General features: G+C 70.8%; 8 protein-coding genes. All 8 read left to right on the top strand.

The genetic code is table 11. The annotated features are described in order from the left end of the window. Positions 1-109 precede the first annotated feature (109 nt). The 8 genes from AAW14_RS01055 to AAW14_RS01020 all read left to right on the top strand — a co-directional run bounded on the left by AAW14_RS01055 (position 110) and on the right by AAW14_RS01020 (position 17,952). Positions 110-1,234 carry an acyl-CoA dehydrogenase family protein gene (locus AAW14_RS01055; protein WP_265558787.1) on the top strand — a complete coding sequence of 375 codons (1,125 nt, stop codon included), beginning with the start codon at positions 110-112 and terminating at the stop codon, positions 1,232-1,234. Positions 1,235-1,440: 206 nt separating this feature from the next. Then, on the top strand, positions 1,441-1,704 hold the full coding sequence (locus AAW14_RS01050) for a hypothetical protein (protein ID WP_265558784.1): 264 nt from the start codon (positions 1,441-1,443) through the stop codon (positions 1,702-1,704). Then, entirely contained in the window at positions 1,701-2,228 is a 528-nt protein-coding gene (locus tag AAW14_RS01045; RefSeq protein WP_322740993.1) for a flavin reductase family protein, read from the top strand. The genes AAW14_RS01050 and AAW14_RS01045 overlap by 4 nt, the downstream gene beginning before the upstream one ends. A gap of 41 nt (positions 2,229-2,269) precedes the next feature. Continuing rightward, the gene (locus AAW14_RS01040) at positions 2,270-2,416 is read left to right on the top strand and encodes a hypothetical protein (protein WP_265558782.1); all 147 of its coding nucleotides are present in this window, start codon (positions 2,270-2,272) and stop codon (positions 2,414-2,416) included. Beyond that, on the top strand, positions 2,413-3,090 hold the full coding sequence (locus AAW14_RS01035; RefSeq protein ID WP_265558780.1) for a sterol desaturase family protein: 678 nt from the start codon (positions 2,413-2,415) through the stop codon (positions 3,088-3,090). Before AAW14_RS01040 ends, AAW14_RS01035 begins: the two co-directional genes overlap by 4 nt. A gap of 443 nt (positions 3,091-3,533) precedes the next feature. Then, on the top strand, positions 3,534-3,800 hold the full coding sequence (locus AAW14_RS01030; RefSeq protein ID WP_265558778.1) for an acyl carrier protein: 267 nt from the start codon (positions 3,534-3,536) through the stop codon (positions 3,798-3,800). Between the two features lie 119 nt (positions 3,801-3,919). Further along, positions 3,920-10,435, top strand: a complete 6,516-nt coding sequence (locus AAW14_RS01025; protein ID WP_265558777.1) for a type I polyketide synthase — start codon at positions 3,920-3,922, stop codon at positions 10,433-10,435. Between the two features lie 122 nt (positions 10,436-10,557). Beyond that, positions 10,558-17,952: a beta-ketoacyl synthase N-terminal-like domain-containing protein gene (locus AAW14_RS01020; protein ID WP_265558775.1), complete on the top strand. Its 7,395-nt coding sequence runs from the start codon at positions 10,558-10,560 to the stop codon at positions 17,950-17,952. Positions 17,953-17,983 lie beyond the last annotated feature (31 nt).

Below are 17,983 nucleotides of genomic sequence, written 5' to 3'. Positions count from 1 at the left end.
ACACCGCGGCGGACGCGTCCCCGCGTCGCCTTCACGCAGGCCACGGCGGTTGCCGACCCGGCGCAGCAATTTATCCGTTGGTCACGAAACCATGAGGGGGAAGGTAGAGATGAAGTTCTTGCACCGTGAGCGCACCGCTTTGGAGAACGCGCTGCCCGGGCTGGACCGGAAGCTGGCCGCGCATTCACTTGCGGACCTGGAGAGTCCCGATGGGCCGGCACTGGCCGCGTTCATCGAAGCGGGCGGGCCCGCTCTCCTGGTTCCCGGCGAGCACGGCGGGCGGGGAGCCGATCTGCTGACCGCAACGCGTGTACAGCGCGCCCTGGGCGCCCGCTCTCCGTCGCTGGCCGTGGCCACCACAATGCACCACTTCTCCGTCGCCGCCGTGGTCGAGGCCGCAGCGCACGGCGACGGCACGGAATCGATGCTGCTGGCCGCGATCGCCCAGGACCGACTGCTGCTTGCCTCCGGCTTCGCCGAGGGGTGCACCGGTCAGGGCATACTTGCCCCGAATCTCACCGTCCGGGTGGAGGGAGAGAAGGTATGGCTGAGCGGCTCGAAGAAGCCGTGCAGCCTCGCCCGGTCAATGAATCTCCTCACTGCTTCGGTCGCGCTGCCCGGCCCCGATGGCACGCCGCAACTGGCTATCGCCGTGATCCCGGCCGACGCGCCCGGGGTGAGCGTCCGTCCGTTCTGGAGCAGCCCGATCCTGGCCGGAGCCGAAAGCGACGAGGTGGTCCTCGACAATGTGGAGGTGCCCGCCGAACTGGTGGTGCGCACCGACGTCACCAACGACGGCCGCCTGGACCACCTGCAGACAGTCGGCTTCGTCTGGTTCGAGCTGCTGATGACCGCCAGTTACCTGGGAGCGGCCTCCGCATTGGTGGAACGCACCCTGGCCAACACGAAGGTGGCCGCGGCCGTCCGCGCCGAGTCCGCCACCGCCGTCGAGGCGGCCGTCCTCGCCGTCGAGGCCCTGGCCGCATCCACCGAGCCCATGGGTCAGGACACCCTCACTCAGTCGCTGATCTGCCGCTACGCCGCCCAGGACGCGATCAACCGCGTGTTGGCGGCCACTGTGGAGGCCCTGGGCGGAATGGCCTTCATCTCCTCCGGCGACATCGCCTACCTCAACTCCGCCTGCCGTGCGCTGGCCTTTCATCCCCCCTCGCGCGGCCGCATGGCCGCCCGGCTGGTGGACACTCTGGCCGGCGAGGAGCTGCGCATTCCCTGACTCCGACCGCCGCTTCCGGTGCGGGCGGAGAACGGGTTCCGTGCCCGCACCGGCATCCTTCACCTTTCGCCCCCCGACATCCGCCCGGCAACGAACCACCGGGTCCCCATCAAGCCGTGCGTGCACCGTGTCGCCGCGAGCAAGCGCCCGCCCGGAGCTCCGGCCTCTCGTACGTACAACGCCGCCCACCCGTGAGGTGCTCGAACGTGTCTTCTGTCACCGCCTTCCCACCCACCGGCCCCTCGGGCGTCGTCGGCGCGGCGTTGATGCCCCAACTGTCGCGCTGCCATGTGGTCGCCCTGATCCGCCGCCCCCCGGTCCCCAGCGCCCACGGGCTACCTGCGCGGGACCTGACCGAGCGCCGTGCGGGTCTGGAACCGTTCAGGACCAGGCTGGTGGCAGCAGCGCACGGACGCTACGGCGACAACGCACTCGCCTCCGCCCTGGCCGGCGGCGGTGGTCAGCCGTGAGCCGTCCGAGGGCCCTGCACGCCCCTGAACAGGCCGTGACCTCAGAGGCATTCCGGAACGCGTTCGCCCAACTGCCCACCGGAGTCACCATTGTGACGACCAGTAGCCCAGACGGCACCAGCCCCTGTGGGATGACCGCAAGTGCCGTGTGTTCGCTTTCCCTTGATCCGCTGATGGCGCTGGTCTGCCTCAGCAACCAAAGCCGCACCCTCGCCGGGATCCAGGTCAACGGCGCCTTCGCGCTCAACCTTCTGCGCCACGACCAAGCCCCCCTGGCAGAGCGGTTCGCCGACGCCGCGATCAGCCATGGCGACCGCTTCGCCCGCACCCGTCACCACCAGATTGACGCCCTGCCCGTGCTGAGCGACGCGCTGGCCTGGCTGACCTGCCAGGTCGCCCACATGCATCCTGGCGGCGATCACACCATCGTCACCGCCACCGTGCGCAGCGTCGGCAGTGGTGACAGCCGCAGCGGCGGCCCGCCGCTGGTCTGGCACAACCGTATGTTCACCGCACTCACCTGACCACCTCGCCCCCAGAACACCTCACACAGCAGGAGGGACCAGTGCACAGAACTCTCAACGACGAGGCCGTGCCCATCGCCGGTGGCGGCTGGGGCATCGGCCGCACGAACGCCGAGCGGTTCATCGTCCCCTGCACGGGCTACGAGACGCTGGTGAGGGTCCCTGCGGCGGCAGGAGCCGGCGCATGACCTCCTCGACACCCGCACCCAGCACCAGCAAGGGCGCCATTCGCCGCGGCAAAGCGCCGGCCGTCGTCGGCTGGTCGTGGCTGGACAACCTCATCCACGTCCACCCCGTGATCACCGTGGCCATGTACACCCCGGTCATCATCGCCTGCGTCTGGTTCGCGATCGCAAGAGAACAGGCCGGCAGCTGGGCGCTGATGGGATGGGCCGCGGCCGGATATGTCACCTGGACTCTGTCCGAGTACTGGGGCCACCGCATCGTGCTGCATTACGAGCCCGAGAAGGGGTTCGGGGCGCGGCTCCACTACATCCTCCATGGGGTCCACCACGATTACCCGCAAGACGCCCGCCGCTCCATTTTGAGCCCGCTGCTGAGCATCCCCATGGTTGCCGGCACGATATACCTGGCCTCCGGACCGGGCTCGCTGCCCTTGACGTTCGGAGCCGGGTACGCCATTGGCTACCTCACCTACGACCTGTGCCACCTCTACCTGCATCACGCCACCCCGAAGAACCGGCTGATGCGCCGCCTGCGTTCGCTCCATATGCGCCACCACTTCCGTGACGACACCTGCGGATTCGGGATCTCCGCCCCCTACTGGGACGAGTTGTTCGGCACCTCCGTCGCCCGCCGCCCCCGCCGCAGCACCGCGCGGTCAGGCGGCCGGACCGCCTGAGCAGCAACAGCCCGGGCCCGGAGAGGCCCGGGCCAACAAGGCGGGGTGGGCGCCCGCGCGGCGAGGCATCGGCCCGAAGCCGACGGCTGTGGGGTCGGTCCTTGGGGCGCGGCTGACACGGGTGCTGACAGCCTTCAACCAGGCTGACACGGCCACCGCCTCCCGTCTCCTGCCGGAGAATCGCCGCAGCTCAGTCTGAAAATGCCGTCGCGAATGGGCCGCCCGCACCATTGAGTTCGGGTCAATGGGCCTTTTTCGGTGCCGAGTTCAGTTGCCCGGACAGGCCTGTCGCCCTAGGTTTTCAATTCGCCAACGCCACCAGCCCATTGGCCGATCCGGCCATTGCTGATCAATGCTTTTGTGCCTTCCTCGTACAAGGCGCCGCCGGGGATATTCCAAGCGTCCCCGAAAGGCGCGCGAAAGCACTTCGGAGAGGATCGAACATGATGCAAGTCACGGCCGACGAAGCCCGGAAGTGGTTGACCGAAGAGATTGCGCAGCGCCTGGGCGTCGACCCGTCGGAGGTCCCGCCGGACCAGTACTTCGACGAACTCGACCTCGACAGCACCACGGCGCTGATCATGGCCGGTGAGTTGGAGAGCTGGCTCGGCTTCGAGCTCGGCACGACGGCGCTCTGGTACCACCCGACCGTCGAGGCACTGGCAGCGCACATCGCCGAGGAGTGCGAGCGGCGCACCACCGCGGCCTGACGCGGGCCACCGGGCCGGACCATGCACCCGCCGTGCCTCGCCGGGCGCGCGCGGGTCGGTCCGCCGGGCCCGGGTGCCGAAAACGAAACCCCTGTTCGCCAGACCCAGAGGGACTCGCCGTGAACTCTTCGCAGGAATCTCACCTCGACCGTCGGCTCGCCCGGGACCCCATCGCCATCGTCGGCCTCTCTGCGCTCTTTCCCAAGTCAGGCAATCTGCGGGAGTTCTGGGCGAACGTCGTTTCGGCCGCCGACTGCATTGACGACGTACCCAATGGTCACTGGGACGTCGACGAGCACTACGACCCGGACCCCTCGGCGCCGGACAAGACGTACTCCAAGCGCGGCGGCTTCATCCCCGACGTCCCGTTCAACCCGCTGGAGTTCGGACTTCCCCCCAACACCCTGGAGGTCACCGACGTCCTCCAGCTCCTCAGCCTGGTCGTCGCCCGCGACCTGCTCAAGGACGCCGGAGCCGAGCAGCCCTGGTACGACGCCTCGCGCACCGGTGTGGTGCTCGGCATCACCGGCGCCAACCAGCTCACCCAGCCGCTCACCTCCCGGCTGCAGAGCGGCGTGCTCAAGGAGGTCGTCCGCTCCTGCGGTCTGTCCCGGCGGGACGCCGACGAGATCGTCGCCAAGTTCCGCCTCGCGTACGCCCCCTGGGAGGAGAATTCCTTCCCCGGCATGCTCGGCAACGTCGTCGCCGGACGCATCGCCAACCGGCTCGACCTCGGCGCCATCAACATGACGGTGGACGCCGCCTGCGCCAGCTCCCTCGGCGCGGTCCGTGCCGCCACCAGCGAGCTCCTCGAGGGCCGTGCCGACACGATGCTGGTGGGGGGCTGCGACGCCGAGAACACGATCTTCATGTATCTGTGCTTCAGCAAGACTCCCGCGTTGTCCAAGTCCGGCCGCATTCGCCCGTTCGACAAAAACGCCGACGGCACCCTGATCGGTGAGGGCATAGGCATGCTCGCGATGCGCCGCCTGGCCGATGCCGAACGCGACGGCAACAGGATCTACGCGGTCCTGCGGGGCCTCGGCACCTCCAGCGACGGCCGCTTCAAGTCCATCTACGCCCCGCGCAAGGAAGGTCAGATGATCGCCCTGCGCCGCGCGTACGAGGACGCCGACATCTCGCCCGCGAGCATCGAGCTGTTCGAGGCGCACGGCACCGGGACCGCGGTCGGCGACGCCACTGAGCTGAGCGCGCTGTCGGCGGTGGTCTCCGAGGTCACCGACAACCAGCAGTACGCGGCCGTCGGGAGTGTCAAGTCGCAGATCGGGCACACCAAGGCGGCCGCCGGTGCGGCCGGCATGATCAAGCTGGCGCTCGCGCTCCACCACAAGGTGCTGCCACCCACCATCAACGTGGACGAGCCCAACCCGGCCATCGACTTCACGAGCCCGTTCTATGTCAACACCGAGGCGCGGCCGTGGATCCGGGACCCGGAGCGCCCCAGGCGCCGGGCCGCCATCTCCTCGTTCGGCTTCGGCGGCACCAATTTCCACATGGTCCTGGAGGAGCACGGTGATGGCGACGACCTGCGCGTCCTGTACCCGGTGGCCGCGGTACACCTGTGGCACGCGCCGGACACCGCCATGCTGACCAAGGCACTGGCCGAGGGCGCGCCCGCGACCGGAGGGCCGGCTCCGGCGGGCCACGCGCGCCTGGCGCTGGTGGCCCGCACCGACGACGAGCTCACGACCTTGCGTGAGGCGGCTCTCGGCGCGCTGCGCGCACGGCCCGACGCCGAGGCCTGGTCGAACCCCAAGGGCATCCACTTCCGGCGCCGCGCCGCATCCACCGGCAAGGTCGGTGCCCTCTTCGCGGGACAGGGCAGCCAGTACGTCAACCCGGGCAGGACCGCCGTCATGGCGCTGCCGCCGCTGCGCGGGGCCTTCGACCAGGCAAACCGGCACTTCGAGGGCACCGAACCGCTGTCCTGTGTCGCCTTCCCGCCGCCGGTGTTCGACGACGCCGCGCGCACGGCGCAGGAGGCCGCGCTCCGGGCGACCGAGTACGCCCAGCCCGCCATCGGCGCGCTGTCGGCCGGTCAGTTCCGTTACCTCACGGAACTCGGCTTCACCGCCGATGGGTTCCTCGGGCACAGCTTCGGTGAGCTGACCGCCCTTTGGGCTGCCGGCGCCCTCGACGACGAGGCCTTCTTCGGGCTGGCCCGCGCCCGTGGCCGGGCGATGGCCCCACCACAGGAACCCGGCTTCGACACAGGTGCGATGGCCGCGCTCGTCGCTCCCCAGGAGCGCGTGGCCGCCCTGCTGGCCGGGCAGCACGACGTGGCGGTCTGCAACCGCAACGCACCGGACCAGATCGTGGTCGGGGGTGCCACCGTGGCGGTGGAGCGGCTGGTCGCAGAGGCCGAGGAGGCCGGCATCCGGGCGAGCAGGCTGCCCGTGTCGGCCGCCTTCCACACACCCTTCGTCGGCCACGCGGTAGAGGTGTTCCGGGCCGAGGTCGAGCGGGCCGAGGTCGGGACGCCGAACACTCCCGTCTTCGCCAACACCAAGGACGCGGTCTACGGCGACGACGTAGCCGCCAACCGCACCGTCCTGTCGGAGCAGCTCATCCACCCGGTGGACTTCCAGGCCCGTGTGGAGGAGATGTACGCCCGCGGAATCCGGACCTTCGTGGAGTTCGGCCCCAAGAGCATCCTCACCCATCTGGTGCGCCGTATCCTCGGCAACCGCGAGCACACCGCGGTCGCCCTGGACGGGGGGCCGGCCCGGGACGCCGACGTCGCGCTGAAGCAGGCGGTGGCGCAGCTCGCGGTGCTCGGACTACCGCTGGTCACCACCGACCGCTATGTCGCACCGCCGGTCGAGATCGAGCCGACGAAGGGGATGTCGATCCTCCTGAACGGCATCAACTACGTCTCTCCACAGCGCAGGGCGGCCTATCGCGACGCCATCGAGAACGGCTACCGGGTCGCCGTTCCGACACTGCCCGGTGCTCCGGCCCCGGCCTCTGGGGGCGGACCCGCCATCTCCACCGGCGCCGGCAGGGGGAGCGTTCCGGTCCCGGCTCCCGTTCCGGTCCCGGCTCCCGTCCCGGTTCCGGCCGCCGCACCGGCACCAGCGCCGACTCCGGTGTCCACGGTCGTCGCGACGGCTCCTGGTGCGTCCCTGGCCGCGCCCGTCCCTGCCCCCACCCTCATGGAGACAACCCACGTGGACAGTGACCGCCTGGCCGATCTTGTGGCCGATCATCTCGCCCTGCACGAGGACTACCTCACCAGTCAGCTGCAAAGCGCCAAGCGCCTCGCCGGTCTCCTGGAGCGTGCGGCAGACCAGGGTCAGATCGGCCAGGTGCTGGCCGGAGTGAACGCAGTGAAGGAACACGGCCTGGACATCGGGCGCAGCCACCTGCGGGCCAACGAGATCCTGCGCGACCTGGCGGGCCTCGAGCTGGGCACCGCCTCCGCCCCGGCAGCCCCGAGCCCCGCCCCGGTCCGCATGGCCCCGGCCTCACAGCCTGCGGTCCCGCTTGCCCCGGCTCCCGCCGCCCCACAGGCGCTGACGTCGGCCCCGGCTCCCGCCCCTGACCAGGCCCCGGCGGTGCCGGTTGCCGACCCGGCGGCCACCGAGCCTGCCCCTGAGCCGGCCGTTCCGGCCCTCGACGCCGAGGCCGTTCTCCTGGAGGTGGTCGGTCGGAAGACGGGCTATCCGGTGGAGATGCTCGAGCTGGACATGGACGTCGAGGCCGACCTGGGGATCGACTCGATCAAGCGTGTCGAGATCATGGGTGTGTTGCAGCAGCGGTTCGGCGGGAGTGCGGCCGTAGGTCCGGAGCAGCTTGCGGAGTTGCGGACACTGCGTCACATCGTGGAGGTCGTGGCCGGTACAGCGGCTTCCGCTGCCGTGGCCGCTGAGCCGGTGGCCGCTGAACCGGTGGGTGCCGAGCAGGCTGCTGCCGAGCAGTCGACTGCTGGTGTGAGTGCGGCTGACGTCCGGTCGGCGTTGCTGGAGGTGGTCGGTCGGAAGACGGGCTATCCGGTGGAGATGCTCGAGCTGGACATGGACGTCGAGGCCGACCTGGGGATCGACTCGATCAAGCGTGTCGAGATCATGGGTGTGTTGCAGCAGCGGTTCGGCGGGAGTGCGGCCGTAGGTCCGGAGCAGCTTGCGGAGTTGCGGACACTGCGTCACATCGCGGAATTCATGGCGGGCGCCACGCAGTCGGCGTCCTCGGCTCCACAGGCCGCGATCGGGGCCGCCGACGACAAGCCCGGCCCCGCTACCGGCCGTGCCCAGGCCGTTCTGGTCGAACTCCCCACTCCCGACCTGCTGGTCGACGCGTACGTGAAGGGCTTCGGTGCGCTCGTCGTGGACGGCGGCGCGGACCTGGTGCCCGCCGTCGTGAGCCGGCTCATGGAGTCCGGCCGCCACGTGCATGTGCTGCGGCTGCCGGGCGTGGCCCAGCGCATCACCGACGTCAAGGACCACTCCCTGTCCGGCTGGGGCGTGACCGAACTCGCCGCGTGCATGGAGGACATCGTCGCCGACCGGATCAGCCTGGTCGTCGACCTCTCCGGCGCTCACCACACCGACTGGTCCGAGGGCACGCGACGCCTCGCGCACACACTGCTCCTGGCCAAGCACGCCCTCGAGCCGCTCACCGCCGCGGCAGCCGCGGGCCGGGCCGCCTTCGTGACGGTCACCCGCCTGGACGGTGTCTTCGGCCTTGCCGGGGTGGCCGAGGACCTCACCCCCGCCGCGGGTGTGGCCGGTCTGGTCAAGACACTGGCCGTGGAGGCGCCCCAGCTGTTCTGCCGGGCCGTCGACCTCGCCCCCGGACTCACCCCGGAAGCCGCCGCCACGCTCGTACTGAACGAGGCCCACGACGCCGACACGAACACCACACAGGCCGGCCACGACGGCACTCGCCGGGTCGGCCTCGGCCTCGGTGAACAGCCACTGACCCCCGCGGTGGACGTTCCGCAGCTCACCTCGGACGACCTGCTGGTCGTCACTGGAGGCGGCCGCGGCATCACCGCCGCCTGCGCCGTCGATCTCGCCAGGACCCACCGGCCGGGTCTGCTACTGCTGGGGCGCACCCCGCTGGACGAGGAGCCTGCGTGGGCGCGCGGCATCGACGAGGCGGGACTGAAGTCCGCCGCGATGGCCCGGCTGGAGTCGGCGGGTGAGAAGCCCACCCCGAAGCGGGTCGAGCAGCTCTACCAGGCGGTCGTCGGCGCCCGGGAGATTCGCCGGACGCTGGCCGACATCCGGGCGGTCGGCAGCGAGGTGGAGTACCTGGCCGTCGACATCACCGACCCCGCTGCCACCGGCGCCGCACTGGCCCCGTACAAGGAACGCGTGACGGGGCTGGTGCACGGCGCGGGCGTCCTGGCCGACCGGCTCATCGCCGACAAGAAGGCGTCCGAGATCGAGCGGGTCCTTGCGCCCAAGCTGACGGGACTGCGTACGGTGCGCGAGGCCCTTCCGGCCGATGCCCTGCGCCATGTGGTGCTCTTCTCATCGGTCGCAGGGTTCTTCGGCAACCGTGGCCAGTCGGACTACGCGATGGCCAACGAGGTGCTCAACGCCTGGGCGTCGTCCTGGAAGCGGCGTCACCCGGGTGCGCACGTCACCTCACTCAACTGGGGTGCCTGGGACAGCGGAATGGTCTCTGCGGAGATCAAGGCCGTGTTCGAGGAGCGCGGCATCCCCCTGATCCCGGTGGACACGGGTGCCCGGCTGTTCACGGAGCAGTTCGCAGGGGAGCGGGCGGGCGACGTGGTGACCGTGCTCGGCCCGACGACGCCCCTGTCGCGGCCCGAGCGGCCCCTCACCACGTCCCCGGTCACCGTGGAGCGGCGCCTGGACGCCTTGGAGACCGACCCGGTCGTGGCCGACCACCTGATCGGCGATGCACCGGTGCTCCCGGCCGTGGTCGCGCTCGGCTGGGCGATCGGTGCGGTGGAGCGCACCCACGCCGTGGAGGTGCGCCAGGTGCGTGACTTCACGGTCCACAACGGCATCGTCTTCGACGGCACCCAGCCCGAGCGGGTCGCCCTGACGATGACGTCGGCCGGGGACACCATCCAGGTCGCGCTCCGGACGGCCGATGCGGAGGGAGCCGTACGGCCGCGCTACGCGGCGGTGGTCGCCCCGCAGGCCGTGCCTGCCAAGGAGACCGTCATCGGACTGCCGGCCCTGGGCGGCGGCCGGCATGCCGGCCGGCTCTACAGCGACGGCACTCTCTTCCACGGCGCGTCCTTGCGCGGGGTGCGCCGTGTGCTCGCCGAGTCCGAGTCCCGGCTGGTCCTGGAGTGCGCCCTGCCCGAACTCCGCCCGGGAGGAGGCGCGTTCGGGAGCGCCCGCTTTCAGCCCGGCACGGCTGATCTGCTTCTGCAGGGCGGCCTGGTATGGGTGCGCCTGTTCCGCGGCACGGCCGGTCTGCCGCTCTCGGTGGCCCGGGCCGACCTGCACCACCCGCTGCCCGACGGTGAGCCGTTCCTGGTGGTCGTGGAGCCCACGCCGTGGGGCAACGGCACCACGACAGCGCTCACGATCACCGCGTGCGCGCCCGGCGGCCGGGTCCTCACCCGCTTCGACGGCGTCTGCGTGACCTCGGCCCCCCAGCTGGCGGCCAGGTTCATCAGCGGCTGAACACGCTTCGCGGCGGACCCGAGGGTCCGCACCCGGACGTGAGCAATCGCGCCGGCCCGGGCGGCACCCCCTGACCGTCCGCCCGGGCCGGTCACCCCTTCAGAAGGGACCCGACAGCTCTCATGAGCAAGTACGCCATCGTTGGCCTCTCGTGCCTGTTTCCGGGAGCGAAGACACCTGCCGAGTTCTGGCAGAACCTCCGGTCCGGTGCGGACAGCCGACGGGAAGGGGGAGAGGAGATCTTCGGCCCCACCCCCGATGCCAGGGACACCGATCCCCAGCACGCCATCCACTGCACCCGGGGCGGCTTCATCAGCGACTTCGCCTTCGACCCGGCCGGGTATCTCCTCGACGCCCGCCACCTTGCGGGCCTCGACCGGATCTTCCACTGGACCCTGTACGCGGCCAGGGAGGCGCTGCGCGACAGCGGCAATGCCGACCGCCCCGAAATCCTGGCCCGCACCGGGCTGATCCTCGGCAACTACTCCTTTCCCACACCCACCTCGGCCCAGGTCAGCGTGCCGCTGGTCCAGGAGGCGGTTCTCGAGGGCCTGCGCAGGGCCGGGCACCCGGCGCTCGGCGCGCTCGCCCACGCGGACCAGCGCATCGACCGGGAGCGCCTGAACCGCGAGGATCTCAGCGTCAGCGGCTCCCCGGCGTCGGTTGCCGCCACGGCGCTCGGACTCGGCGGCCCCCGCTACGCCCTCGACGCCGCCTGCTCCTCGGCCCTGTACGCGCTCAAGCTGGCCTGCCACCACCTCGCATCCGGCCAAGCCGACATGGTCCTCGCCGGTGGCGTCTGCGCGCCCGATCCCACCCTGATCCATCTGTCCTTCGGGGACCTTCAGGCCTATCCGCGCGACGGCTTCAGCCAGCCCTTCGACAGTCGGTCCGGAGGCATCCTCACCGGTCAGGGCGCCGGCATGGTCGCCGTGAAGCGGCTGTCCGACGCGGTGCGGGGCGGCGACAGGATCCACGCCGTCGTCGACGGCATCGGCCTGACCAACGACGGCAGCGGACGCCACTTGCTCGCACCTCAGGGCAGCGGTCAGCTCGGCTCGTACGAACTCGCCTACGAGCAGGCGGGTATCGACCCGGCGGCCATCGACTACCTGGAATGCCACGCGACCGGCACCCCGATCGGGGACGCCACCGAGGCCCGGTCCGTGGCCGAGTTCTTCGGCGCAGCGGGCAGGGTCCCGCTGATGGGCTCGGTCAAGGGCAACGTAGGCCACCTGCTCACCGTGGCCGGGCTGAGCAGCATGCTCAAGGTCATCCTCGCGATGGGCCACGGTCACCTCCCGCCGACGATCGGAGTCGGGCAGCCGATCGGCTCCAAGGACGGACGGGTCGGCGAGCACACGCTGGTGCGCACCGGCCGGGAATGGCCGCGAGGCGAGGGGCCGCGCCGGGCAGCGGTCTCCGCGTTCGGCTTCGGCGGCACCAACGCGCATGTGGTGCTCTCCGAGCCGGGCACCGAGGCCGCTGACGCCTCGCACGAACCGCGATCCCCGGCCGAGGTCCCCGCACTCGACATCGTCGGGCTCGGCGCCCACTTCGGCTCCTTCGACTCCGTCGACGCCTTCGAGAGCTCAGTCCACGACGGAACCGACTGTCTCGGCCCGCTTCCCGAACGCCGCTGGCGCGGCCTCGACCAGACACGGGGCGGTTCGCTCGAGCACGGCGCAGGGGTGTCGCCGGACGCGCTGCCGCACGGTGCGTTCGTGGACGGGCTCGACATCGACCCCATGGACCTCAAGATCCCGCCCGCCGACCTGCGGACGTACAACCTCCAGCACGCCCTGGCCATCAAGGTCGCCGACGACGCCCTCAAGGACGCCGGCTACAGCCGTGCCGTGCCCAAGGGGGAGACCTCGCCCGCACCGCGCCGGATCGCGGTCGTCGTCGCCATGGATATCGAGCCCACCACCCACCTGAGGATCACCCGGTACGGGCTCGGCGCCTTCCTGCGCGAGGAATTCGATCGCGCCGGCGTGACCGTAGACGAGGACCGGCTGGCCGCGCTGGCCGCCGTCGGGCGAGACGCGGTGGTCGATCCGATCGTGGCCAACGAGGTCCTCAGCTACATAGGCAACATCATGGCCAGTCGCATCTCGTCGCTGTGGAACCTGACCGGCCCGTCCTTCACCGTCTCCTCCGACGGCTCCGGTACCGCCGAGGCCCTGGAGGCCGCGCGGCTGCTGCTGCTCGACCCCGGCATCGAGGCGGTCCTGGTCGGCGCGGTCGACCTGGCCGGCTCGGCGGAGAACCTGCTGCTGCGGCCCGACGTGGTCGCCGAGGTGGGGCTGACCTTCGGGGAGGGCCGTCGGGGCCGCCGGATCGGCGAGGGCGCGGGCGCGCTCGTCGTCACCCGGCCCGGTGAGTCCGGGGCAACGGTCTACGCGCGCCTGGACTCGGTCGCCATCCGCCACGCGGCTCCGGTGGCCGGTACGGTCCCCGAAGCCGACGCCGCGACGCTGACGGCCGCGGTCGAGGCGGCGCTGACCGCCGCGGGCGTCACGGCCGCGGACATCGGGTACGTGGAGGCTCACGCGGGCGGTACCGAGGCCCAGGACAGGGCCGAGATCGCCGGCTTGGCCCGGGCCTACCCGGCCGGTGGTGCCGAGGTGGCGCTCGGCAGTGCCAAGGCGCAGATCGGCGACGCCGGATGCGCCGCGGCCATGGCCGGGATCATCCGCTCCGTGCTCTGCCTGCACCACGGCTATCTGCCCGGCACCAGCGGCTGGAGCCGCCCGGTCACCGGTCTGACCGATGACTTTGCCGCCTCCGGACTGTACGTCCCGGACACCTCCCGCCCGTGGCTGCGCAGAGCCAACGGAGCCCGCCGGTACGCGGCGGTCAGCTTCATCGGCGCATCGGGCGCGCACGGCCATCTCGTGCTCTCGGCCGGCAGCACCCGGGGCACGGTGGTGCCGTCCGACTGGCAGCGCGCCGGGGGCCCCGTCGTCCTGCCGCTGTCCGCCGACACCTTCGACGGGCTGTCCGCCGCGATCGAGCGTCACAGGGAACTGCTCGGGGGCGACGCCGACCCGTACGCCGTCGCCCGGGAGGCGGCCCGGGAGCTGCCGGGCCGGAAACTGCGCGCGGTGCTCGTCGGGCGGGACCGGGCGGAGCTGAGGGCCCAACTCGTCTTCGCCGCGCGCGACCTGCCCGCCGCGTACGCCTCGGGCGGCGAGTGGACGACCCCGGCCGGAAGCTGCTTCACGGCCCGCCCCATCGGGCCCGACGGTAAGGTCGCGCTGGTCTACCCCGGTGCGTTCAACTCCTACCCCGGACTGGGCCAGGACCTCTTCCGCGCCTTTCCCGGCCTCCTCGACCGGTTCGAGAGCCAGGCCGACGAGCCGGATCGGCACCTTCGGGCCGCCGCGCTGTACCCGCGGACGCAGGTCACGCCCGGACGGCGCGAACTGATGGGGCTGGAGGCCCAACTGGGCGAGGACATCCCGTTCATGCTCGCCACCGGCACGAGCTTCGCGATCCTCTACACCGACCTGGTCCGCGACATGCTCGGCGTCACGGCGCACGGCGGATTCGGCTACAGCCTGGGTGAGTCGAGCATGCTCTTCGCCACCCGGGGATGGCTGCCGGAGAGCCGCAACGACGAACTGATCAGCGGCACACCGATTTTCAAGGACCGGCTGTGCGGTCCCCGGAACACGGTGCGCGAGGCATGGTCCCTGCCCGGGGACACGCCGGATGCCGACGTGTGGGCGAGTTACGTCCTGCTCACGGACGCGGACACGGTGAACAAGGTCCTGCCCCGCTACAACCGGGTCCATCTCACGCACATCAACACTCCTGGCGAGCTGGTGATCGCCGGGGACCCGCTGCAGTGCCGGGCCCTGGTCGAGGAAGTCGGCTGCGCTGCGGCACGCTCGCCCGTCCACGCGGTCATGCACTGCCGGGTGGTGGACGCCGAGTCGGAGGGTCTGGCGGGTCTGAACGACTACCCCACGGGCTCGTTCGGCGACCTGGAACTGCTGAGCGCCTATGACTACGAGCCACTGCCGGCCCTTGACCGCAAGGAGATCGCGCATCGCATCGCGCAGACGCTGCGCTCCCCGATCGATTTCCCGCGCCTGGTCCGGGGTGCCTACGACCGTGGCTTCCGCTACTTCCTGGAGGTCGGCCCCAGCGCCACCTGCTCGCGCTGGATCCACGACACGCTCGGCGATGCGGCGCACGTCGCGGTGCCGGTGGACCGCCGTGGTCTTCCGGCCACGAAGTCCATTGCCCAGCTGGCGGCCCGCCTGCTGGCCCACGGCCTGGACCTGGACTTGATGACCCTGCTGCGCCCAGCCGAGATCCGGGCCGCCCGCCCCGCGCGGTTCCGCGTCGGCGGCGCCGACCCCGCCCCCAGTCGCATCGCGGCGGCCCTGAAGGGCTTCGGTCCGCCCCCCGCACCTGTCGTCGGCGCGGGAGCCAGGACCGCGGCGTCGGCGGCCGGTACAGCCGCCGCCGGATACCCGCCTTCGGCCGAGTCGGTCCAGGCCCCCCGTCCCGCCGACCGGATCGTCCCGGGCTCCGGTCCGGTCGCCGGGTCTGCCCCTGAACACCGCCCCGGCGTCGCCGTGCCCGTGACGCCGCCCGCATCCGTCCCGCCGGAGGACCCAGTTCTGATGCCTGCCGACCCGACTCTCGCCGACGCCGAGGTCATCGTCTTCGACGGCACCCCCGTCTCGTTCCTGCCGTGGGCGCCGTCCAGCCCCGCCACTTCGTCCGCGGTGGTGCCCGCGGCCCCCGTCCCCGCACCCGCCGTGGACACCGCGCCGGCAGGGCCGAGGACCGCCGTGGCCTCGCCGCACGCGCCCGCCGCCGATCTGGTCCGCGAGATCCGCCGGCAGATGGTGGTCACGCACTCGGTGGTGATGGAGACCCAGCACATCCTCCAGTCCGCCACGCTCAGCCGGGCGGAGGCGTTACTCGACGGAGCCGCCGCCCCGGCCGCTCCGCGGAGCGTTCCTGTCGTCGAGCAGCCCGCCGTCACGGCCGCCGTGCCGGTCCGCCCCGCAGCGCTGGCGTCACCCGGCTCCGTGGGCGACGAGCAGCCGCCCCCAGCCGTGGTGGCGTACGCAGAGGACTCCGAGAACGCCGATGACGTCAAGGAGGGTGCCATCTGGGACGAGGCCGACCTCCTCGAATTCGCCGTCGGCTCCGTCGCCAAGGTGTTCGGCCCGGAGTTCGGCGTGATCGACGGATACGCCAAGCGCGTACGGCTGCCTGCACCGCCCTACCACTTCGTCACGCGCGTCACCGCGCTGAAGGGCAGGACCGGCGCCTTCGAGCCCGCCACCATCACCACCGAGTACGACGTTCCCGAGGACGCCTGGTACGCCGTGGACGGCGGTGTCCCGCCGGCCGTGACCGTCGAGGCGGGCCAGTGCGACCTGCTGCTCGTCAGCTACCTCGGCATCGACTTCCGTAACAAGGGGGAGCGCGTCTACCGCTTGCTCGACAGCACACTGATCTTCCGCGGCAACCTGCCCCGGGTGGGCCAGACCCTGCGCTACGACATCTCGATCGACCGTTTCGTCCACCAGGGCGACACCACCCTCTTCTTCTTCAGCTACGAGTGCTACGCCGACGGCGAGCTGATCCTCGAACTGCACGACGCGTGCGCCGGGTTCTTCAGCCGGCAAGAGCTGGACACCCCGCTCGGCATCGTCATGACCGACAAGGACAGGGCCGCCCGGGCCGCGCTCCCCAAGGGCTACTTCAAGCCGCTCGCCCACACCGGCAAGAACCATCTGACCCCGGACGACCTGGAACTGCTCGCCCAGGGCCGTCCCGGCGACGTCTTCGGTCCCGGCCACGCCCAGGACCCCGGCATCAACCCGGCCCTGTGCCTGCCGGACGCAAAGCTGCGGATGGTCGACGAGGTGGTCATCGACCGCAAGGCAGGCCCCCGCGGCCTCGGCACACTGAGCGCGATCAAGCGGCTTCAGCCGGACGCCTGGTACTTCACCTGCCACTTCCCCGACGACCATGTCCTTGCCGGCTCCTTGGTGGCCGAGGGCGCCGTGCAGTTGCTCCAGATCTACCTGCTGCACCAGGGCATGCACCTCACGCTGCCCGACGCACGGTTCCAGTGCGTAACGGACACACCGATCGAGGTCCAGGTCCGTGGCCAGATCACCCAGGCCCACAAGGAGATCCGCTACGAGGTCGAGGTGATGGAGCTGACGCTCCTTCCGCGCCCCACGGTGATCGCTGACGTTCTCGTCCACCTCGGCGACAAGCCCGTCATCAGGATGAAGAACCTCGGTCTCCAGATCCGGGAGAAGGACGGCTCCTCCTATCGCCCCGAGACCGGCGGAGTACCGAAGTTCCTGGGCCGGCGCAACCGTGCCGGCGAGGCAGCGATGATCAACGAGCTGCACCTGGCGCACGCCGCCAAGGGTTTGCTGGACACGGCGATGGGCCCGGAGTTCGAGATCTACCGCAACAGCCGCGCCCCCTACATCCCCAACGGCGACCTCCAGTTCGTCGACCGCGTCATGTCTCTCCAGGGCTGCCGCGGAGACCTGGCGCCCGGCGCGGAGATGGTCACCGAGTACGACTCCCCGGACGACGCCTGGTACTACGAGCAGAACTCCTTCCCGCACATGCCGAACTGTGTGTACATGGAGACCTCGCTTCAAGCGGCGATCTTCCTCGGCTACTACCTCGGTGCCACCCTCGGCAGTCCCGAGGAGCGGTACGCGATCCGCAACCTCGACGGGCGGGCCACCCTCGTCAAGGACGTCGACCTGCGCGGAAAGACCATCCGGCACCACTCGAAGCTCCTGATGACCAGTGCGGTCTCCGGCGCGGTCCTGCAGAACTTCTCCTACGAACTCTCGGTCGACGGCGAGGTCTTCTACACCGGCGAATCACTCTTCGGCTACTTCAGCGACGCGGCCCTGGCCAACCAGGTGGGCCTCGACAACGGACAGCACGTCGCCCCCTGGATCGAGGGCGGGCAGGTGGACGCAGCGCGCGTCCGTCGCATCGAACTGTCCGAAACCGCGTCGGCCTTCACGGACCCGAACGGCGGGCATCTGCGCCTTCCCGGTGGGAAGTTGGCCCTGGTGGACCGCGTCGACCTCGTCGAGGACGGAGGCCGGTACGGCCACGGCTATCTGCACGGACAACGCGAAGTACACCCCGACGAGTGGTACTTCGACTGCCACTTCCACCGCGACCCCGTGATGCCCGGGTCACTCGGCGTCGAAGCGATCCTCCAGGCCCTGCGGCTCTTCGTCATCGAGCAGAACCTCGCCGACGGCATCGAGCGACCCCGCTTCGCGATGGCCACCGATGTCGAGACGACGTGGAGGTACCGGGGTCAGATCCTCCGCCACGACCGCGAGCTCCAGTTCGACGTGCACATCAAGGAGGTCCGCCGCGAGGCTCACCGCCTGCTGGTCATCGGTGACGCGAGCCTGTGGAAGCGGGACTTGCGCATCTACGAACTCACGGACGCGGCCATCGAGGTCCGTAGCGCCGAGGCCTGACCGACCGTCCAGCTGCTCTGCCCAAGGAGCT

It is taken from the genome of Streptomyces hygroscopicus (assembly GCF_026168105.1).
Classification (GTDB): Bacteria; Actinomycetota; Actinomycetes; order Streptomycetales; family Streptomycetaceae; genus Streptomyces; species Streptomyces hygroscopicus_D.
Note: the sequence above shows the minus strand (reverse complement) of the source record. Positions and strands in the feature narration are given on the sequence as shown.

What these genes read in the sequence shown, in the direction of transcription:
- AAW14_RS01055 (WP_265558787.1), top strand. Translation starts at nt 110, where the DNA reads ATGAAGTTCTTGCACCGTGAGCGCACCGCTTTGGAGAACGCGCTGCCC.
- AAW14_RS01035 (WP_265558780.1), top strand. Translation starts at nt 2,413, where the DNA reads ATGACCTCCTCGACACCCGCACCCAGCACCAGCAAGGGCGCCATTCGC.
- AAW14_RS01030 (WP_265558778.1), top strand. Translation starts at nt 3,534, where the DNA reads ATGATGCAAGTCACGGCCGACGAAGCCCGGAAGTGGTTGACCGAAGAG.
- AAW14_RS01020 (WP_265558775.1), top strand. Translation starts at nt 10,558, where the DNA reads ATGAGCAAGTACGCCATCGTTGGCCTCTCGTGCCTGTTTCCGGGAGCG.